Origin of the sequence: Flagellimonas sp. S3867, from assembly GCF_014698935.1 — a bacterium.
Lineage (GTDB): Bacteria > Bacteroidota > Bacteroidia > Flavobacteriales > Flavobacteriaceae > Flagellimonas.
This window is the reverse complement of record NZ_JACVMN010000002.1, coordinates 736,084-757,682: the sequence shown is the minus strand read 5'-3', so window position 1 is coordinate 757,682 and position 21,599 is coordinate 736,084. Positions and strand designations below refer to the sequence as shown.

At 38.3% G+C, this 21,599-nt stretch carries 16 protein-coding genes; 10 read left to right on the top strand and 6 right to left on the bottom strand.

The annotated features are described in order from the left end of the window. The first annotated feature begins 22 nt into the window (after positions 1-22). The 7 genes from IAG46_RS11045 (at position 23) to IAG46_RS11015 (ending at position 6,997) form a co-directional block, all read left to right on the top strand. Positions 23-802 (top strand): sterol desaturase family protein, encoded by a 780-nt coding sequence (locus tag IAG46_RS11045; RefSeq protein WP_190810411.1) that lies wholly within the window; start codon positions 23-25, stop codon positions 800-802. 124 nt (positions 803-926) lie between these two features. Next, positions 927-1,904 (top strand): PHB depolymerase family esterase, encoded by a 978-nt coding sequence (locus IAG46_RS11040; RefSeq protein ID WP_190810410.1) that lies wholly within the window; start codon positions 927-929, stop codon positions 1,902-1,904. Positions 1,905-1,946: 42 nt separating this feature from the next. Then, complete coding sequence (locus IAG46_RS11035; RefSeq protein ID WP_190810409.1) at positions 1,947-2,504, top strand: hypothetical protein; 558 nt, start codon at positions 1,947-1,949, stop codon at positions 2,502-2,504. A 131-nt stretch (positions 2,505-2,635) separates the two neighbouring features. After that, a complete protein-coding gene (locus IAG46_RS11030) occupies positions 2,636-4,987 on the top strand; it encodes a TonB-dependent receptor (RefSeq protein WP_190810408.1) in 2,352 nt (783 codons plus the stop codon). A 40-nt stretch (positions 4,988-5,027) separates the two neighbouring features. Further along, the gene (locus IAG46_RS11025; protein ID WP_190810407.1) at positions 5,028-5,669 is read left to right on the top strand and encodes a class I SAM-dependent methyltransferase; all 642 of its coding nucleotides are present in this window, start codon (positions 5,028-5,030) and stop codon (positions 5,667-5,669) included. A 73-nt stretch (positions 5,670-5,742) separates the two neighbouring features. Further along, positions 5,743-6,552 (top strand): AraC family transcriptional regulator, encoded by an 810-nt coding sequence (locus IAG46_RS11020; protein ID WP_223826655.1) that lies wholly within the window; start codon positions 5,743-5,745, stop codon positions 6,550-6,552. 94 nt (positions 6,553-6,646) lie between these two features. Next, positions 6,647-6,997 (top strand): cupin domain-containing protein, encoded by a 351-nt coding sequence (locus tag IAG46_RS11015; RefSeq protein ID WP_190810406.1) that lies wholly within the window; start codon positions 6,647-6,649, stop codon positions 6,995-6,997. 70 nt (positions 6,998-7,067) lie between these two features. Here the strand turns inward: IAG46_RS11015 and IAG46_RS11010 are convergent, their stop codons facing one another. The 5 genes from IAG46_RS11010 to IAG46_RS10990 form a co-directional block, all read right to left on the bottom strand. After that, the gene (locus IAG46_RS11010; RefSeq protein ID WP_190810405.1) at positions 7,068-7,577 is read right to left on the bottom strand and encodes an OmpH family outer membrane protein; all 510 of its coding nucleotides are present in this window, start codon (positions 7,575-7,577) and stop codon (positions 7,068-7,070) included. 239 nt (positions 7,578-7,816) lie between these two features. Further along, positions 7,817-8,647, bottom strand: coding sequence for a class I SAM-dependent methyltransferase (locus IAG46_RS11005; protein ID WP_190810404.1), 831 nt, complete (start codon positions 8,645-8,647; stop codon positions 7,817-7,819). 112 nt (positions 8,648-8,759) lie between these two features. Then, complete coding sequence (gene mnmG / locus IAG46_RS11000; protein WP_190810403.1) at positions 8,760-10,628, bottom strand: tRNA uridine-5-carboxymethylaminomethyl(34) synthesis enzyme MnmG; 1,869 nt, start codon at positions 10,626-10,628, stop codon at positions 8,760-8,762. Positions 10,629-10,630: 2 nt separating this feature from the next. Continuing rightward, positions 10,631-11,050 (bottom strand): rRNA maturation RNase YbeY, encoded by a 420-nt coding sequence (gene ybeY / locus IAG46_RS10995; protein ID WP_190810402.1) that lies wholly within the window; start codon positions 11,048-11,050, stop codon positions 10,631-10,633. Next, a complete protein-coding gene (locus IAG46_RS10990; RefSeq protein ID WP_190810401.1) occupies positions 11,043-14,465 on the bottom strand; it encodes a hypothetical protein in 3,423 nt (1,140 codons plus the stop codon). Before IAG46_RS10990 ends, ybeY begins: the two co-directional genes overlap by 8 nt. A gap of 129 nt (positions 14,466-14,594) precedes the next feature. Between IAG46_RS10990 and gltX the strand changes: the two genes are divergently transcribed. Together gltX and IAG46_RS10980 are read left to right on the top strand one after the other, a co-directional pair. Beyond that, positions 14,595-16,109 carry a glutamate--tRNA ligase gene (gltX, locus tag IAG46_RS10985; RefSeq protein ID WP_190810400.1) on the top strand — a complete coding sequence of 505 codons (1,515 nt, stop codon included), beginning with the start codon at positions 14,595-14,597 and terminating at the stop codon, positions 16,107-16,109. Between the two features lie 86 nt (positions 16,110-16,195). Next, positions 16,196-17,122: an SPFH domain-containing protein gene (locus IAG46_RS10980; RefSeq protein WP_190810399.1), complete on the top strand. Its 927-nt coding sequence runs from the start codon at positions 16,196-16,198 to the stop codon at positions 17,120-17,122. 261 nt (positions 17,123-17,383) lie between these two features. Here IAG46_RS10980 and IAG46_RS10975 read toward each other — a convergent pair whose 3' ends face one another. Continuing rightward, on the bottom strand, positions 17,384-19,069 hold the full coding sequence (locus IAG46_RS10975; RefSeq protein WP_190810398.1) for a glutamine--tRNA ligase/YqeY domain fusion protein: 1,686 nt from the start codon (positions 19,067-19,069) through the stop codon (positions 17,384-17,386). Positions 19,070-19,332: 263 nt separating this feature from the next. On the opposite strand from IAG46_RS10975, the gene IAG46_RS10970 reads away from it, so the two are divergent. Then, the gene (locus IAG46_RS10970; protein WP_190810397.1) at positions 19,333-21,594 is read left to right on the top strand and encodes a gliding motility-associated C-terminal domain-containing protein; all 2,262 of its coding nucleotides are present in this window, start codon (positions 19,333-19,335) and stop codon (positions 21,592-21,594) included. Positions 21,595-21,599 lie beyond the last annotated feature (5 nt).

The window sequence follows — 21,599 nt, the reverse complement described above, 5'->3', positions numbered from 1 at the left end:
TCGAATTTTTAAACTAAAGATCATGGAAGAAATATTCTCACAATTACCAACCCCGCTAGAAATACTACTAGATCCTATTTCGCTCATTGTTTATGCCATTTTTGGCGGACTGTTCCTATGGGAGTTTATGTTTCCGGCTCGGCAACTCCCTAAGGTTAAGTTTTGGAAGTTAAGAGGCTTGATTTTCTTTTTGGCCTACATGCTTCTTACCACATATTTCCCTTTGTTATGGGATGGTTTTTTTGCATCCTACCAACTGATCGACTTGAGCTCGTTAAATGTGTTTGTTCAGGTTGTTCTGGGGATATTCCTTTTCGAACTGGTTCAATACGGCTGGCACATTAGCATGCACAAATCAGATTTCTTGTTCAGGGTTTCGCATCAAATACATCATAGCGCTGAACGATTGGATGTGCCCAGTGCCTTTATGCTCAGCATTAATGATATGATAGGACTTTCCCTTGTGGGGTCTGTCAGCTTCGCGCTTATTATGGGATTGGCTCCGCAGGCGATTACTATAATTGTTTTATCGCTCACTTTCTTTGGTGTTTTTCAACATTCAAACATTAATACTCCACACTGGATTGGTTTCATAATTCAACGTCCTGAGAGTCATAACCTTCACCACGCTAGGGGAATCCACAAATACAATTATACCGATTTACCCGTCATAGATATGTTGTTTGGCACTTTTAAAAATCCAAAAAACTACGAGCATGAAACGGGATATTACCTGGGAGCATCCAATCGGGTATTTGAAATGCTTCGGTTTAAGGATGTAACCTCAAAGAAAAGTTCATGAAAAATTTGAAAATAATATGGTTCGGTTGGGGCAATATCCAAAAGAGAAAACCTCAAACCATATCCAAATACACTGAAGACAAAACAAGAACTGCAAATTTCCCATCAATAAAAACAATAGCGTCATGAAACGTATAAAAAAACTTATCAATCCAGTACTTTCTATAGTGTTGTGCATGTCAACCATAAGCGCACAACGGGACCATGAAAAAAATGCGATTCAGGATTCCGTTATGATTGATGGTATTTGGAGGGTTTTTGAATTTCATGTTCCTCAATTCCCTTCTAATAATTCCAGATTGATTTTTGTTTTCCACGACGACAATATGAACACAAAGGCCATTCAAGAGATTACTGGTTTTGAGTTTAATAGGCTGGCAGATAAAACAGCCGGCAGCATTGTTGTCTACCCTCAAGGATATAAAAACGTCTGGAGCGATTGTCGAAAAGTGACATCAATTGAAGCAAAAAATAAGGGTGTAGATGATGTGGGTTTTGTTAAATCCATTGTTCAAAGAATGGAAAGAAGATACCATATTGACCGTAAAAATGTCTTTGCTGTTGGCTATTTCAATGGTGGAAATATGTGCTACAAATTAGCAGGGGAAACTCCAGATGTTTTTAAAGGACTTGCGGTAATTGGAGCAACTTTTTCAGCAAACTCAAAGAATAACTATACCCCAATAAGCAAGCCGGTTTCCATTATGATGATAAACGATGTGGCGGACACCATAAGCCCAAATAACAATGGAACGCTTGCCTTATTGGATGGGATTACAATGGAAAAAGTGAAACCCACAAATGAAACATTGAACCACTGGACAAAACTTCTTGAGCATAATGGAAGGATGCCAAAACCTACAATTTCTTCCATTGAAAAATCCAATTCCCATGCAATCCGATATGATTATTCTTCTTCGGAAAAGAACCAAAGGGTTTCACTTTTGAAACTTGTTAAAGGTGGTTATCACTTTCCCAATCCAAACGCTGAAAAATGGCCACAAATTGGTGGTAGTATAGAAAAGCACATCAATATTCCAGAAACAATTGTTCATTTTTTTTATGAGCTTCAATATAACAACCCATCCTACTTGGGTAAATAAATAATATTAATACAGATTTCATCAAAACAAAATTTCAATGTCATGAAGGTTGTCAAGTATATTTTTTTAGCATGCTGTTCATTTTTAATTCTTGCCTGTAGCAACGACGATTATAATAAAGATTCTCCAGAACCTAAGCAAACTCAGATAAAAGTTATCGGCCGAGGAACTGCGGTAGCGCAATCCAAGACCATAGTACACCCCAAGACAGGAGAAACCTTGGAGCCCAATTGTTTTTTAATGGATCTTATAGATCCAGAAACAGGAAACGTAATTGGAACATTACAAGACTGCGTAGTAGATAATGTTACCGACAGTGCTGGTATTATTGTTTCTAGAGTGATAACCACAATTAATATTAATGGCCGTGGAACCATTCAGGCTGAAAATCAAGTCACTCAAACGTTGAAACCTCCAGCTGAAGCCTTGAACTTTAAAACCGAATTTTTCCCAACAGAGAACAATATCATCGCCGCCGCTTTTGAATTTGAAGGCCAAGAAGGCACGGTTGCTCTGGATGGCGAAGTAAGTCTTTCAAATTTTGAACAAGGTATCGTTTCCTTCAATTGCAATTTCATTATCAACTTACAATCTTATTAGAGCCTAGTGTAGTAATTCTAATTTTTAGTTACTAAGTAGTGTTGGTTAGGTGCCCATTACTATTCAAAGTACATGGGCACTTTTTTATCACCACCGCCATAAGCGACACTATTAATCCATCAATTTTAATCATGAGAAAAAAAGCATGGGTAGTATTCCTATGTTGTTGTCCGTTATTGGCAATTGCACAAAACAATACTATCAAAGGGCAGGTCAAAGATAGTCTGAACAACCCGGTTCCCTTGGTACATATAATGATTTTACAAGCTGACACATTTGTTGTTGGAACCATTACAGATTCATTGGGAAGTTTTGTTATCGATAACCTGACGGCCGGCTCCTACCATCTAAAAATTGCTGCTATCGGGTATCAAGATTTTGACCAGCAATTCATCTACAAAGGAGACCGTTTGGATTTTGGTGTTTTGCAATTACAAACTGAATCCATTGTTCTTGACGGGGTGGAATTGGTAGGCAGAAAAAAACTGTACGAAAGAAGAACCAATAGTTTGATCATTAATGTAGAACAACAAATAACCAGCTCCGGGAGATCCACACTTGAGCTTTTGACCAATACCGCCGGAGTGTCTGTTAGTCAGCAGAGCAATACCCTTTCTTTGAATGGAAGGGGCCAAGTAGCCATTATGGTCAACGGAAAACTCAGTCGGGTAGACGGACCTGCTTTACTGAGTCTTTTGAAAAGTATGCCAGCTTCGGAAATTAAACATTTGGAGGTTTTCAATAATCCGCCCGCTAAATATGAGGCCAATGGTTCTGGTGGTATGATAAACATTATGACCAAATCCAAAAACACTGTTGGTACGGGAGGGACTTTCTCCTTTATGGGCGGTTATGGTAAAGGAGAAAAAACAGGCGTGTCAGCCAATTTCCACTCCCAAAAAGGCAAAATTGACTGGTCTGGAAGTTATTCATTTAATAGAAACCGCTCTCCTGAGGAATGGGGCTTGCAAAGCGAATTCAACAACTTGGCAGTCCGTAAAAAAGTATACACCACCAGTCTTCGCAAACCGACAACTATTTCACATAACTACTCATTGGGATTGGATTATGGTATATTAAAAAATACTGATGTGGGAGTAGCTCTGAGCGGTTATAGCTCAAAGTGGGATATGATCGCTTTTGACAAAGTAATCAATAGCAACGGTGCAGATGAATTGGAGTCATTGGACATTGAAACAAATGAAATTAATCACTGGAATCACATAGGAGGTAACTTTCGTATACAACAATCCTTAGGAGATGATCATAAGCTAATCTTCGATTATGATCATTTGTATTACCATGACAACAACCCAAGTTCTTATAAAATTGCGTCTGGTTTTACTGAAATCAAAAAAAAGACCCCTATCACTTTCAATATTTTTAGTTTGGATTATTCCTGGGCCCTTTCCAAAAATGTTGACATCGAATTTGGCGCCAAAAAAAGTAAATCAAAGTTTAAAAACACTGTAGAGGTAAGTTCAGATAATGGGCTTTCAAGTGTAACCCAAATGGAAGAAAGGGTAAATGCCCTCTACTCTTCATTTCAATTTCAATTGGGTGATAAAACAAGATTGGCCACTGGATTTCGCTTTGAACATACTAGCAATGAATTAACTGAGGAAGAAAATGAAAGTTTCATCCGTAGAAAGTATGGCAATTTATTTCCAAACCTCAGCATTGCCCAACAGATTACTGACAGACATAATCTAAGATTAAATTACAGCAAACGCATCAATCGTCCTAGCTTCAATAATTTAGCCCCATTTATCTTGTTCTTGGGCCCAGATGCGCTCTATTCTGGAAATGCCAATTTGCAACCTTCCCTAATTCATAAAATTGGTGTGGAATGGGGCTGGGTTGGAAAGTATATAACCTTGGAATTCATCATTGAGGAAGGTGCCATAATTGAATTTCAACCTAGACTTTCAGAAAATGGGGAGCAATACATTTTCAAAGCAGAAAATATTGACAAAAGAAACATCCTTAGCCTTTCCTTCAATGTTCCGTTTAGTGTTGCTCCTTGGTGGCAAAGTGAAACCCTTTTCAATTACCAATATGAGACTTTGGAAACGCTGTTCCTTGATTCTGAATTTAAAAGAAACAAAGGCATGTACAAACTAACTTCTTCCCAACAGTTTTCGATAAATCCAAATACACGGTTAGAACTTAGCGGGTACTACCAGTCTTCTTCATTATTTGGAATAAGCACTTTTGGAGCTAGAGGAGCATTTAACCTTGGGATTCAACACAAATTGAAAAAAAATTCTGGCACCCTAAATCTGTCTTTTAGCAATGTATTTGCTTCCGATAATTGGAAAATAAAAACCCTCCATTCAAATCCAAATATCAACACATTGGAAACATACTTCCCTGAATCTAGAATTATGGCTTTAACCTATACCAAAGGTTTTGGAGCAAATAAAAAGAAATCAAAACGCGGTCGAACAAGTGCCGACGAGGAAAAAAAGAGAATAAACTAGACCACAAATGTCCAAACAGTTTTAACACAAATAACAAAGTATGATGAGCAACGACTTTAAAAACAATACTATTCTAGGGCCTATTAATTCATGGATGTTCAAAATGCTTTCCGGGTATATGGATTACCTTTTTGGCAAATCAAAAAGAGAGCTTTTCAAGAATCACCCAGAAAAAGTGGTAGAAATTGGCCCTGGAGCAGGTGCAAACATGCGATATCTAGCAAAAGGAACAAAATTGATTGCCATAGAACCTAATATCCATATGCACAAAAACTTAAAAAAAAGTGCCAAGAAATATGGGATAACCCTTGAAATAAAAACCATCGTAGGTGAATCTATAGATTTGCCAGATAATTCGGTTGATTTTGTGGCATGCACTCTAGTTATGTGCTCTGTCTCCGACCCTGCCAAATGTATTGCTCAGATAAAGCGCATATTAAAACCTTCTGGTGTTTTTGTATTTGTTGAGCATGTAAAAGCCAGGAAAAATACACTTTTGGAACTGATTCAAAATGCAACCCATAAACCATGGCATTGGTTTTTTGAAGGGTGCAATACCAATCGAGACACAAAATCACTTTTGGAATCTGCTGGTTTTAGTTCTTTGGTATTGGAAGAATATAATTCCTATTCCCCATTTATTCCCATTATTCCTCAGATTCGAGGAAGGGCCATGAAATAGAGATTTCAAATAATACTGTTTTTAAAAACAGGGCAGCCTTCATACCTCTACCAATTTAAAACTATTATTACTTTTGGAAGAGGAGAAAACCATGGTTGAACTCATACGATTTAATTCCGAACTACTGCCCAAAGACCATCGAAGAATTAGAAAATATTTGGTGGTATGGTGTTCCACGGGAAAAATGGAAATGGAAATAGATCGTATCAATTTTGAAATTGGGGCCAATTCGCTCACCACAATCACTTCTGGACAATTCCATAAATTCAAAAATTCTTCCTATGCAAGGGGGGCCGTGATTCAATTCACCTTAGATTTTTTCTGCAAGGACGATGTGGATATTGAACTAATATTTCAAAATGGGCTTTTCTGCCATTTCGATAGAAATGAAGTCATTAACATCATCAACCACAAAAATGTTAGCGCGCATATGGATGCTATTGAAAAGGAACTGGAAGAAAAACCATATCAATATCAACAATCCGTTCATTCTAGGGTCAAATTGTTGTTGATCGAAATAAACCGTTCTAAAATTATAAATGGTGGAGAGGTTTGGAAGCCCTCTGCCCTTTTTCTAAAATTCCTTGAATTAGTCAGAGCTGATTTTAAGCATGATCTTCCTTTAAAATTTTATACTGACATGCTGATCACCACAGAACGGAAATTGAACCAGCTTTCTAAACAACATGCCGGCAAAACCGCCCGACAAATCATTCACGGGTTGATAGTTTCTGAAGCTAAGAGGTTGTTTTTCTACGAAAATTTATCCGTAAAGGAAATTTCTCATTGTCTTGGTTTTAATGACCCCTTCTACTTTTCAAATTTTTTTAAAAGGCATACGGGTATTTCTCCCAAAGCTTTTGTAAAGCAACTTAACGCTTAAAATTTACATGGATTCCGTAGAATTCTCTATTCCAAAATTTTGGCAGTCGTCTCATTTTTGTTTCATCTATTTATCTCTAACAAAAAGTAATATCATGAAAACAAAAATCCAGGATTATATCATGAAAACAGATTCCATAGATTGGAAACCCTTGCAAGAATCAGGCATTAATACTGCTGGCATATCTATAAAACCACTACGATTTGATCCTGATGGAAGACCTACAAGCTTCTTGCTTAAATTTGAAAAAGGAGCCAGCTACCCCTACCATAATCATCCCGCTGGAGAGGAATTGCTTGTTTTGGAGGGCAGTTGTATCATTGAAGGGGCCACACTTAAACAAGGCGACTATCTGTACACACCTCCAAACTTTAAACATGGTGTCATATCAAAAACCGGTTGTGTTCTGTACTTCATAGTTCCTGAAGAGGTTGAAATTCTTTAAAAGAATCTAATAATTAAAAAAGGCCCATTCTAAAGAATGGGCCTTTTTTAATCTTGCAACAATATACAGTCTATTTTTTGTATTTATCGTTTAAGATTTTAAGGACCGCATCGGTAAGGTTTTGTGCATCCTTTCCATATAATACCGCTCCACCAGCGCCTCCGCCTAAAATATAGGTGTAGCCATTTGCTTCTCCATAGGTTTTTATTTCACCTTTTACTTTGCTCACCAAAGAGTCCATTTCGGTTTGGCTGTTATTTTGCAATTGCTGCTCTTCTTGTTGCAGTTGTTGACCAACAAATTGTCCTCTTTGTTGCAACAAGCCATATTCTTCTTGCGCATTTTTCTGCGACATTTTTTGGGCTTTTGTTTGAAATGCCTGAAGCTCAAGTTGGAATGCTTGGGAAATACTATCCCTTTTTTTGGCCAAAGCTTCCACTTTGGTTTTGAACTTGGCCTCAATATCGATTTTTTCCTGGTAGCCATCCATCAACTTTACGTTGTCTACATACCCAATCTTGTTTTGTTGACACGCCACTGCTGTCAAAGCAACTATAAATAATACTATGCCTTTTTTCATTTCTCAAGTTTAAAGATGCGCAAAAATAGAAAAGCTTTTTTAATGACTGTTATTATCTTTTTAGGAATCGCAAAAGCTCTTTTTCCACCCAATAGAAAATACTTATTGGTTAAGTAAAAAATAATAAATTCTGTTTATTTTGTTGGGTTGCAGAGAACTAGCTTGTAACCGTTTTCTTTTTTGAAGAAGGTAATTCCATGAAACAATTGAAAAAGTACTCCAAAAACGCTTAAAAAAGCCTATTTCTTCTTTTTAATAACATAGATAAGAGAGGAATACTCTTTTGAAAAATACGCTTTGAAGTTCGACCAAAGCCCAATTAAGAGTGCATTGATCAAATACAGTTTGTTGCCTTTATATTTTTCGGAAAGAATTGAAACATAAAATGCATCAAAAATCATCGGCTTAATGGCTACCACTTCCAAGTTTTGTTTTTCAAAAAGTCGAATAATTGATGTTTTCGAAAAGTGCCATAGATGACGGGGCACATCATATGCCGCCCAATATTTACCATAATGTTTTGCGTCATATGATCTATAGTTGGGTACTGCAATGACCAAAGCCCCTTCTGAATCGAGCAAACTATTCAACTGTTTCACATGACTATCTAGATTAGGCAGATGTTCAAGTACATGCCACAAGGTAATTACATCGAATGTTTCATTTTGTATTTCCTTGGTGTCCTTAAATAATTGTATTCCCTTATTTGCTGCATTGGCCCTAGCCCTTGTATTGGGTTCTATTCCACTGACTTTAAATCCTTTAGCTTGTGATTCAATCAAAAAATCTCCTGTTCCAGCTCCAAAATCTAATAGCTTTTTTGAATTAACTATTTGATTTTCAACAAGTTGAATTTTTTTGTTGATGTTGTACCGTTTAACCCAATGGTACAACCTATCCGTAAGTGAGGCCTTGGAATCTGTATGCGAAATGTAAGCTTCACTATCGTAGTAAGAAGCTATATCGGTTGGTTGTGGATGAGTGACCAACATTTCCAGCTCAGCATCCAAAAGCAATTGAAAGTCTTCTTTTGAAACCGAAAAGTCTTTAGTTTGTAAAAACAACTTCATTATGGTTGATAGTATTCAAATATTCCTTTTTGAAGGCGTAAGATACTTCAAAAGCTCTAATCAAAAATCTGGAAAGAAACAAAACCAATGTTCCACGTGGAACAAAAAATACCTACCGTCCTAAAAAAACCAGCAACACACTAACGTCAGATGGCGACACTCCGCTTATTCGAGAAGCTTGAGAAATAGTAACCGGTTTTATTGCTTCCAACTTTTCTCTTGCTTCATAGGAAAGGGATTTAAGTTTAGAATAGTCAAAGTTTTCAGGAATCTTTACATTTTCAAGTCTATGCAGCTTATCTGCATTATTTTTTTCCTTTTCAATGTAACCAGCGTATTTTACCTGAATTTCAGCTTGCTCCAAAACCTCAGTATTAAATTCGTTTTCCTTGACAAATTTTGATACTGAATCTAAACTCAACATATGGTTCATGGTCACCTTCGGCCTGGAAAATACCTTGAAGAGTTTGTCGGACTGTTTTACAGTAGACGATGAAACAGATTCCAATATTGGGTTAATTTCATCCGGCACAAAACTCGTTTTTCTAAAAAACTCAACAAACTTATCTGATTTCTCTTGCTTCTCTTCCATCAGGTTCATGCGCTCTTTCGTGGCTAAACCAAGGTCAAAACTTTTTGGGGTCAACCTTAAATCCGCATTGTCTTGCCGAAGCAATGTTCTATACTCGGCTCTGGAAGTAAACATCCTATAAGGCTCTTCAGTTCCTTTTGTAATTAAATCATCAATAAGAACTCCAATGTACGCTTCGTCCCTCTTCAAAATGAATGACTCCTTTTCACTAATCTTTAAATGGGCATTGATGCCGGCCATCAAACCTTGGGAAGCTGCTTCTTCATACCCTGTTGTGCCATTAATTTGACCAGCAAAATACAAGTTATTGATCAACTTAGTTTCCAGGGTGTGCTTTAATTGTGTTGGGGGGAAATAATCATACTCAATTGCATAACCGGGCCTAAAGAATTTTACGCTCTCAAAACCCTTAACAGATTTCAAGGCTTTGTATTGAACATCTTCAGGTAGGGAAGTGGAAAATCCATTTACATACACTTCCACAGTATGCCATCCTTCGGGTTCAACAAAAATCTGGTGGGAATCCTTTTCCGAAAAGCGGTTAATCTTATCCTCTATAGAGGGGCAATAACGAGGTCCAATACTTTGAATTCTTCCATTGAACATTGGAGAGCGGTCAAACCCCTCACGCAACACATCATGAACCAACGCACTTGTGTGTGTCATATGACAATCTCGTTGGGTTTGTAAAACAGGTGTTTTCAAATATGAAAACTTATCTGGATTAGCATCACCTGGTTGAGGAATCATCTTGGAATAATCCAATGATCTTCCGTCCACTCGTGGAGGCGTTCCTGTTTTCATTCTACCACTATCAAAGCCAAAATCAACCAACTGTTCTGTGATTCCTGTTGCTGCTTTCTCACCTGCCCTTCCTCCGCCAAATTGTTTTTCTCCAATATGGATAAGCCCGTTTAAAAAAGTGCCGTTTGTGAGAACAACAGCTTTGGCTCGAATATCAATTCCAAGCGAAGTTCTAACTCCAACAACCTTATCCCTTTCCACCAATAAGCCTGAAACCATCTCTTGATAGAAATCGGCATTTGGTGTATTTTCCAAAGCCAAACGCCATTCCTCAGCAAAACGCATTCTGTCGTTCTGTGCCCTAGGGCTCCACATAGCAGGTCCCTTAGATTTGTTCAGCATCTTAAACTGAATGGCAGACTTGTCCGTTATGATTCCACTATAGCCGCCAAGAGCGTCTATCTCACGAACAATTTGCCCTTTTGCAATTCCGCCCATTGCAGGATTACAGGACATTTGTCCAATGGTTTGCAGGTTCATTGTAACCAGTAGGGTTTTTGACCCCATATTGGCAGCAGCCGCTGTTGCCTCCGCGCCAGCATGCCCACCTCCAACAACTATTACATCATACTCCTTTTCAAACATAACTATGGTTCCACGTGGAACAATTTTATCTTTTCATCCTCTTTCTTGCGCATAACTTTCTGCTCGTCCTCCTGCTTATCTCCATACCCCATTAGATGCAAAACCCCATGGCACATCACGCGCAAAAGTTCTTCTTTAAACTCAACTTTATAAGTCACTGCATTTTCGCTTACCCTGTCCACTGAGATAAAAACATCTCCCGAAATGACACTCCCACCGGAGTAGTCAAAAGTGATAATGTCAGTAAATGTGTCGTGCTTTAAATACTCCTGATTGATGTTCAATAGATAATCATCCGAGCAAAATATGTAGTCTATTTGTCCAACTTCAAAACCCTCTGAAACAATAACTCTAGTTGTCCAATCGGAAAATTTCGTTTTATCCATTAAACTAAACTCCGATTTGAAATGGAACTCAATCATTCTTAAAATAAACCTTTACCTTCTTATCGTAATTTTGCCGCAAAGGTAATACTTGTCTATTTAATATTTCAATGTCATTACTGTGTTTCCTAAGTACATCAGGTTTGGTAATAATTGGATTTGTAAAGCTGTCGAGGTTGGTGTTGCTTTTTCTTTCTTTTTGCTTCCCTTGCTTTAACGCAGCATTTTTAAGTTTCAATAATTGATGTTGAATAATATTTGCTTTGCTTTGTGTTCGTTGGGTAATGCCATTTTCCAATAAGTCATTCTCAAAATTCTCCATTTGTCTAATCAACTTTTTGGCCAAGTTTCTATCAGCACTATCAATCATATCCTGCAGTTGCTTTTCCAGTTGTTGTCTTAAATATTGTTGCTCCTTATAGATTTCATAAATTTCACTCAAACCCATTTCATTACTTCCTCCATCGCCGCCACCTTCTTGACTCCCCTCTTTTTTTCCATGACCATTTTGTTTTCCATCGCCTTCGCTATTTGAACTCTCTGCATCCTTCTCGCCGCCTTTGCTCCCATTTTCAGACTCTCCATTCTTGCCTTCGCCCTCCTTTCCTGTCTGGTTAGGTTTACCATTCTTTCCCTGTCCGGGACTATTCATTTTCTTTCCGATTCCTTCTTGTCCTTGTATGATATCCGGAAGTTGAAAGTCACCTCCACCCTGACCACTACCCTGACCAGATTGCATGCTTTGTTGCATATTGTCCAGGACGTTGGCCAGGAAATCAGCCAAAGCATTTGTTGCGTTAACCACATATTGCTGATATGAAGCTCCCTGATATACTTGATTGTCCGCAATACTTTCCAAGGATTTATCAATGTTGTAGTACACCTCAGTAATCTGCTCATTGACAAACTCCGACAGCTCAACCCTTCGTAAAGAAAGCGCAAACAAACTATCGTCAACGTGTTCAAATAAGCGTCTCAATTCTTTCTGGTCCCTTACCGTTCTGGAAAACTGTGAAATATCAGTATCAACATTCTCCACATTATCCAACAAGTTTTCTTGTTTAAAAGAAAAAGTGACAAGATTATCCAAAATCTGCCGTAACATTTCAGCATCTTCCGTGTCAGATGAACCTCCTCCGCCCATGGCACTTTGTTGCATGGACTGACTCATTTCTTTCATTTTCTGGGCGGCCGATTTTTGCTTTTGAGCTGCTGCTTTCTTAGCATCATTACCACTTTGCTTATCAGAGTTTTGAGCATCAGACTTCTTTTGTAACTCATTTAATGCATCTTCTTGATCACTTTTTATAGATTGTTGCTGCCTATCTGAAACCTCTATGTCCATAGGTTTCTTGAGCCGATCATTATCTTTTTTTAATTCATCAATTTCTTCGGACAGTTTTTGAAAATCCTTATTTAGTTCTTCCTGCTCCTTTTCTTCTTGTTTAGCAATTGAATCGTTAGACAGCTCCTCTTGCTTCTCTGAAAGCTTTTCCAATGCTTTGGAAAGTTGAGCCATTTTTTCGGTAACATAGTAGCGTTTTGTAAGCTCCAAAATTTGTTCCAAATTCCTGGCACCAGAACTCTGTTTCTTCCCAAGTTCTTCAAGCTTTTTCTTTAATTCTTCTTTGTTGATTTTTTCGGAAAGTTTGTTTAATTCTTCCAATAGCTTCTCATTCTTTCTAGCTTCCAATTCTTGACGTTCCAATCTTTCTTGGAGCATTTTCTTCATTTCCTCGGAACCCTCTTCATTGTTTAGACTTTCTTTTAGCTGTCTACTAAACTTTTCCATGAGCTGCTCCTGTTCTTCCTGCTTGTGCAGAAAGTCTTTAATCTCATTTTTATCATCAAAGTTTAAACTGTTTTCTTCCTTTTGTTTATCATTGATTTTGGAAAGTGTTTCTTGTTGCTCCTTGTACTTCTCCAAGGACTTGTCGAGGTTATTCAAAACATTGTTTTGAAACTCTAACTCCTTGTTTTTCAATTGATTAACATTCAAAAGAGTTGCATCAAATACCCTGCTTTTTGTTATCTTACCATTCCTAAGTCCGTCATTGTCAATAACTTCAAAAAATAACTTATAATTTCTTCCATCCTCTAATTTAAATCCAGAAGGAAACGTATAATAAAACTGGTGAACATTTGTTTTTGGTGACTCCAAAACAATTCTCTGAACATCTTCCCTATCGTCAAGCGGATAGCTAACAACTTGAATCTTATTCACCCTATAATCATCCGAAGCCTGTCCGGTGAAAAAAGATTGATTCGGGTTAATCGAATCCAAAATCTGCTCCACCTCAACAACTGGGAATGCATCCTTGATCACTTCCAATTGATAACCCAATCTTTCAAAGTCCTTAACATTTGTGTTTGAAGTGCTCAACTCATACGAGAAATTATTATAAACATGGTTGCTATTTATAAAGCTATTCTCATTTTTAACGAAAGCAATTGTGGTGTCGGTCAATGTCATTTTAATTTCATCAACATTTTGACCCTCTATCTCCCATATAACTTTTGTTCCTTCGGGAACAACTGCATTACCCGTGCCAGTTATCATATCGGAAATTCGCCGAAGATATTTCGGGTAAACAAAGTTCATCTTAAAATCGACAACGGAGGGTGTGCGAAAGCTTCTAATAGTATAATCCTTAGAATCCCAACCGTTGGCCGTAAGGTAAAAATCGGTCTCACTAACTGGGGCCTCAAAAGTATATGTGAATATGTTTTCACTTTTCTGAAGCAACAACTGTTCCCCATCAATTACCAAAAAAACGTTTTCTGGCTTTACATCTCCAATAATTTCCACCTGAACAGTCAACGGTTCATTATCCAAAACATTCAATTTGTCATTCAACACTCGAAAGGTAAAAGGTGCGGGTTGTTCGTAGGCCATGTCATAATTGACCACTCGAGTGTAGGAACTAAAAAAAGATGCAATGTCACCAGAAAGCCATATTATGGTGATTATTAAAATGGGAGCGATAGCATATTTGGCATAACCCATACTCTCTTTAAAATCAACAGCCTTTGCAAAAGTAAAATTGTCGAGATTTTGACTCTTCTGTTCAATACTGGCTAACAACAATTCGGACCTTTCTTGATTCTCAGAAAGTTCCAATAGATTGTACAGCTTGTCGTCTATGTTCGGAAAATGCTTGCCAATCAATTTTGCAGCCTCTTTGTAGGACAGTCCCTTTTTTACTTTGAAAAGATAGAATATGGGAATCAAAATGAACTTATAAAGCAAGGACAGCTCTACCAAAACAAAGATTAAAAACAAGACCAATCTCCAATTTTGATTTAACCAAAGGGTATACTCAAGTGACATTACCGCCAAGAAAAACAATAGCCCCAACGATAAAAACAATAGGGTTCCCTTTACCAATTGTTTGAGGTAGAACCTTCTAGTAAACTCGTTAAGCTTTCTTATAATGTTATTGTAACCTTCCAAATTGGTTCATTTTACAACCAAGATACCCGATAGCTCGGAATAGTCCTGAAAACATTTTGTTAAATCCCACTCTATTTCTAGTTTTTTACTGCACAGTCAAATAGTATCTTTGCGTTTCAAAATAGCACGATGAGTCAAAAAGTACGGGTTCGATTTGCCCCTAGTCCAACAGGGCCATTACATATTGGTGGTGTTCGTACCGCCCTTTTCAACTATTTGTTTGCTAAAAAAAATAACGGAGATTTTGTACTCCGTATTGAGGATACCGATCAAAATAGATATGTAGAAAGTGCGGAAGATTACATTGTTGAAGCCTTAAACTGGTGTGGAATTCCATTTGACGAAGGACCAGGAAAAGAAGGAAATGTTGGACCCTACAGGCAAAGTGAGCGTAAGCATCTATACAAAGATTATGCACTGGAGCTGATTGCCAAAGGCCATGCCTATTATGCTTTTGATACTTCAGAGCAATTAGATTTTCATAGAAAGGATTATGAGGGCAAGGGTAAAACCTTTATCTACAACTGGCATAATCGACTTAAGCTTTCCAATTCGCTTTCTTTGAGCGCAAAAGAAGTCCAACAAAAATTGGATGCTGGCGAGGAATTTGTGATTCGATTTAAATCGCCACAAGATGAAACCTTACTACTTCACGATCTAATTCGTGGCGAAATAAAAATAGACACCAACATTCTTGATGATAAAATCCTTTTTAAGAGTGATGGTATGCCCACCTATCATTTGGCCAACATTGTCGATGATCATTTAATGGAAATTACACATGTGATCCGCGGGGAGGAATGGTTACCTTCTTTGGCATTGCATCAATTGCTTTATAATGCATTTGGTTGGGAAGCCCCCCAATTTGCCCACCTGCCCTTAATCATGAAGCCAGTGGGAAAAGGAAAGTTGAGCAAACGCGATGGAGAAAAAGGCGGATTTCCCATTTTTCCATTATCCTGGAACGAATCGCAAGGCTATCGCGAAGCTGGTTATTTCCCAGAAGCTGTGGTCAACTTTTTGGCTTTACTAGGATGGAATCCTGGAACTGAACAAGAACTATTTACTTTGAATGAATTGATTGAAGCTTTCAGCTTGGAACGTGTTAACAAATCCGGAGCTCGATTTGATCCTGAAAAAACGAAGTGGTACAACCATCAATATTTACAGACCAAAAGTGATCCTGAACTGGCACAACTTTTTGCTGCAATCATTACTGTCAAGTCCAGCGCAGTAGAGACTTCGGAAAACATGGAATATATTGAAAAAGTTGTTTCATTAATAAAGGAACGAGCAAACTTTGTTTCCGACTTCTGGGAATTGAGTAATTACTTTTTTGAAGCTCCATCCGCCTACAATGAAAAAATGGTGAAAAAGCAATGGAAAGAAGGCACCCCTGAACTCATGCAAAAGGCGGCTGACATTTTACAGGTCTGTGACAACTTCGGTTCCTCGAATATTGAAACTCAGGTTAAAAACTGGATTACCGAAGAAGAACTTTCCTTTGGAAAAGTAATGGGGCCACTTCGATTGATTATTGTCGGTGATATGAAAGGGCCACATTTATTTGATATTTTAGAATTGCTAGGAAAAGAAGAATGTCTAAATCGGATTTCTACAGCAATAAATTCAATTGGCAATTGATGAATGTGTAACAAAACTTGATTATTGGCTACTCATATCTTACAGAGTTTCGTAATTTTCCTTTCTTAATTTAAATCTTCACAGCTATGGGTAATTTTCTTTTGATTCCGGTAATTTTCTTTGGACTTATCATCCTACTATCGTCCTTCTTTATAGTAAAACAACAAACCGCTGTTATTGTAGAGCGCTTTGGACGTTTTCAAAGCATTCGTCAATCTGGTTTGCAGATGAAAATCCCATTAGTGGATAGAATCGTAACTCGTGTTGGATTGAAAATCCAGCAATTGGATGTAATTGTAGAAACCAAAACTTTGGATGATGTTTTTGTAAAACTGAAAGTTTCCGTTCAATACGTTGTGATAAAAACCAAAGTATACGAAGCGTTTTACAAATTGGAATACCCACATGATCAAATCACGTCTTATGTTTTTGATGTGGTAAGGGCTGAGGTTCCCAAAATGAAATTGGATGATGTGTTCGTGAAAAAAGATGATATCGCCATTGCTGTAAAATCAGAACTTCAAGAAGCCATGTTGGAATATGGATATGATATAATCAAAACTTTGGTTACCGATATTGATCCGGATGCACAGGTGAAAGAAGCTATGAATCGAATCAATGCCTCCGAGCGTGAAAAAATCGCCGCACAGTTTGAAGGTGATGCTGCTAGAATCTTAATTGTTGAAAAAGCAAAAGCCGAAGCCGAAAGTAAAAGGTTGCAAGGTCAGGGTATTGCCGATCAACGTCGTGAAATTGCAAGAGGTCTTGAAGAGTCTGTTGAAGTATTGAACAAAGTTGGGATCAATTCACAAGAAGCATCTGCCCTTATAGTTGTTACCCAACATTATGACACTTTACAATCTATTGGCGAGGAAACCAATACAAATTTGATCTTGCTTCCAAATTCACCACAAGCTGGTAGTGATATGCTGAACAATATGGTGGCATCATTTACCGCTAGTAATATGATCGGAGAATCCATGAAAAAGACAAACGTTAAAAAAGAAGAGTAAAATTTATCATTCCAAAAAAAGTATAAAAAGAGAGCATTGTTTTGCTCTCTTTTTCTTTTCTAGCATTCAATAAGGTCTACCTTTTGGATTTGGTTCGCAAAAAGTGTGTTTTCTTTTTTCAAGGAACGCTGTCCTTGTTTCTTCCCTTTTAAAAGGCAATGGGTCAATAATTGAAAAATGCTGCTGAAACGGCCTTAATACAAGCTTATTTCAATAAACAAACCAAATGGTATTGTGCGATATAAATAGATAAATCTTATGCTAGGATTTTTGCTCTAATTTTGCCCAGGTATCCCTTAAAGTGACTGTTCTGTTGAAAACCAAATTTTCGGCTGTTGAATCAATATCAACATTAAAATATCCCAACCGCTGAAATTGGAATCTGTCTCCAACTTTAGCGTCTTTTAAGCTCGGTTCCAAATATCCAGTTATCTTCTCTAAAGAATTTGGATTAACAAAATCCATAAAATCTTTATCCTTATGTGTATCAGGTGAAGCATCGGTAAAAAGGCGATCGTACAATCGAACTTCAGCAGAAATTGCATGTGGAATGGATACCCAATGCAGAGTTCCTTTTACTTTTCGCAGGCTTTCTTCTGTTCCACTTCCACTTTTACTTTTGGGGTCATATGTACACTGTACTTCAACTATGTTCCCTTCACCATCTTTTGTACAGCTTTCAGCTTTGATGATATATCCATTTTTAAGTCGAACTTCGCCACCCAATTTTAATCTGAAGAATTTGCGGTTGGCTTCTTCACGAAAATCTTCTTGTTCAATATACAGCTCGCGCGAAAATGGAACTTTTCTACTTCCGGCCGATTCATCCCCTGGATTGTTCTCTGCTTCCAACCATTCCTCTTTGCCTTCATCATAGTTGGTTATGACCAGTTTTAGCGGATTCAATACTGCCATTACCCGAGGTGTAATTTTGTTCAGGTGCTCCCGTACATGAAACTCCAACAATGAAACATCAACAATATTTTCCCTTTTGGCAATTCCAATGGTATCGGCAAAGTTTCGAATTGATTCTGGCGTATATCCTCTTCTTCTTAAGCCTGAAATTGTAGGCATTCTTGGATCGTCCCAGCTATCAACAACGCCACTCTTCACCAACTGAAGTAACTTTCGCTTGCTAACAACCGTATGGCTAAGGTTCCTTCGGGCGAATTCCCGTTGTTTTGGGCGTAATCTATCAGAATCTACCAATTGGTCCAAAAACCAATTATAAAGCTCACGGTGGGGTAAAAACTCTAACGTACATAGGGAGTGCGACACTTGTTCAATATAATCACTTTCGCCATGGGTCCAATCGTACATAGGGTAAATACACCAATCGGTATTTGTTCTATGGTGTGGTCTGTGTAAGATTCGATACATGATGGGGTCACGCATCAACATATTGGATGAGGCCATGTCAATTTTAGCTCGGAGTACATGCGTACCTTCACCAAAATCACCATTTTTCATTCCTTCAAACAACTCCAAGTTTTCCTCAACAGAGCGATTTCGGAAAGGACTTTCCTTGCCGGGTTCGGTGGGTGTGCCCTTTTGCTCAGCCATTTCCTCAGAACTTTGACTATCTACATAAGCCTTGCCTTGGCGAATAAGTTCTATTGCCCAGTCATACAACTGTTGAAAATAATCTGATGCATAGCGTTCCGTATCCCACTCATATCCCAACCATTCCACATCTCTTTTGATGGCATCGACATACTCTTTTTCCTCTTTTGCGGGATTGGTGTCATCAAACCGGAGGTTGACAGGGGCATTATATCGTAACCCAAGACCAAAATTCAGGCAAATGGAGCTCGCATGGCCAATGTGGAGGTACCCGTTCGGCTCCGGAGGGAATCGAAAACGAAGGTCCTTTTGCCCATATCCATTCGTTAAATCATCCTCGACAATATGCTCAATAAAATTTAATGACCTCTCTTCTTCACCCATAACCAAAATTTGAAGCGCAAAGGTAGTAAAAACCAGTGTTTATAGTCGATGAATGGTTAAAGTGTATACAAAGAAGGCCATTTCACAACAGTTTTGGTGTCGGCTACAACAATATCTTTCCAATCGGAGAAAATAAAATCATATTTGTTATTAGAATATTATATGAAAAAGTCGGCAATTGGAACGGCCGGGAAGAACTGAACAACTTTAAGGGGCACAACAGGAAGGGCATTATTGCCCATAACCTCTTAAAACTAACGCTGATGGAGAAAACTAATTCATATAATCGCATTCTTGTGGCCGCTGTCGCAATCTTTCTACTTGCGGTCACCTATTCGGAAGCTCAAGTGCTTAACAAGCCTGAAGCTGCTGACAACCCCAATCTAGCAGGTAACTCCGCATGGACGGCTGCCTGTGCCTCTGATAGTTTCAATGAATACTTTGTAAACTTTACTTGGAACCCCCCTATGGTGGATTCCGATAACGAGTTTATTCTTGAATTATCTGACGCCAATGGTAATTTTGGATCTCCGAGGGAACTTACCCGTGTAGCAGATAAAAACACCGTTTTTGATTTCGAATTTCAATTTGCAGTTCCAACGGATGTCCGTGGTGAAAGCTACAAAATGCGTGTTCGAAGTACCAGTCCATCGAAAACGAGCCCTGCATCGGATGCATATCCCATGCACTATGTTGATTACAACTCACCTTTGTTGATAAGTCAAGATGCTAGTGGCAACATTCCTACAGGAGGTAGAATTCAGCTTTGCGGTGGTGGTTCCATAGTACTTTCTCCACATAACATCCCAAGCGCAGGCACATATAGATATAACTGGTATAGAAGTGGAACGCTTTTATCAGAAAAAACAGAAAGAATCACTGTTTCCACACCAGGAATGTATTATGTAGAGTTGGATTATGGATCGGTATGTTCCGGATCTGCCAATACACTTTCCAACACTATCGAAATAACAACAGGAACCAGTCAAGGCATAGCCATTAACGGCTCTTCAGAAATAGGGCTTTGTGTGGGTGACACACACTCGTTAGTAGCTAATATTAGTGGCGTTGGACTTACCTACACTTGGTACAAAGATGGCGTAGTTGTTTCTGGCCCAACCCTAGAAGCCCATACATTAAACGTGAACACTGGTGTTGCTGGGTTTGAAGGCAGCTATGAGGTAGAAATTGAAGGTCCTTCAGCTTGTTTAGAGCGTTCTACGGCAGTAACAGTAAGAAATTTAGGTGATTTCATGGTAACCAGGGAGAATGATGCAAATATTGTTCTACTACCATCACAGACCAAAACTTTGACAATTTCAACAACGGCTACGACACCAACCTACCAATGGTATAAAGATGGTGCGCCTATAGCTGGAGAAACAAATAGTACCGTAGAAATAAGCGAAACAGGAGTATATCATGCAAGGGTTACCGAAACGGGGGGAGGGTGCTCGGGTGCTCCAATAGATTCTGAAAGTACCACAATTGTTTCGCCAGATTCATTTGAGTTTGTTGTTGCATATGCTGGTGCCTATGCTTCTTGTCAAAACACAGATGCCACACTTAGCTTGTCAGTGATAAACGCTGTGGGTGGTTCCGGAGCCAAAACCGATGTTACCTCAGATTTGGAATCTGCATTCTCATATCAATGGATGCGTGACGGCAATGCCTTAAGTGGTGAAACTTCCAAAACAATAACAATATCAGATTTTCAACAAAACGGATCGTATAGGTTGGATGGAACATTGAATACCTTCGATTCTTCGTCAAATGATTTGGCTGTTTCCCTTGTAACCAACATATCATTGATAATCAGCTCAAACGGAACTGTTCTATGTGAAGGCGCGGACCCAATCGTATTTAATAGTTCAGAAGGTTTGACCGGCGAAACTTTCGAGTGGGTCAAAGATGGCTCAGTAATCGATACTTCTTCTGAAACCATTACTGCCACAGAAGCGGGCGTTTATCAACTAATTATAAAAACACACGATTGTCCTATTGTTTCCAATGAGGTGACCATCAATGCATTTGATGAATCACTTTTAGCATTGGACCATCCTGAAGAGCTAATAATTATTGAAGGTGAAACCGAAACTGTTACGGCAAGTGGTGCCGAATCGTATCAGTGGTATGATGCAAACAATACACTTTTGGGTACTCTTGACTCATACGATTTCCAGCTGGAAGGGCAATATCTATTAGTAGCAAGTTTCGGTAACTGTACAATAAACAGAGTTATTACGGTTACATATAGGGACAACTTTGCTATTCCAAATGTTATTACTGTAAACGGCGATGGTATAAACGATTTGTGGATTCTTCCTAATACGTATTCTCGAAAAAATGACGTTCTGGTCACGATATATGATGAGAGGGGCAAGGAAATTTTTAGTCAATCCAACTATGAGAATAACTGGCCAGAATCAACAACATTATTTAATAAACAAAGCATGGTTTTCTACTATACCGTTGCAAGGGGTGGTGAAAATCTAAAACAAGGAACCATAACGGTCATCAGATAAGCATA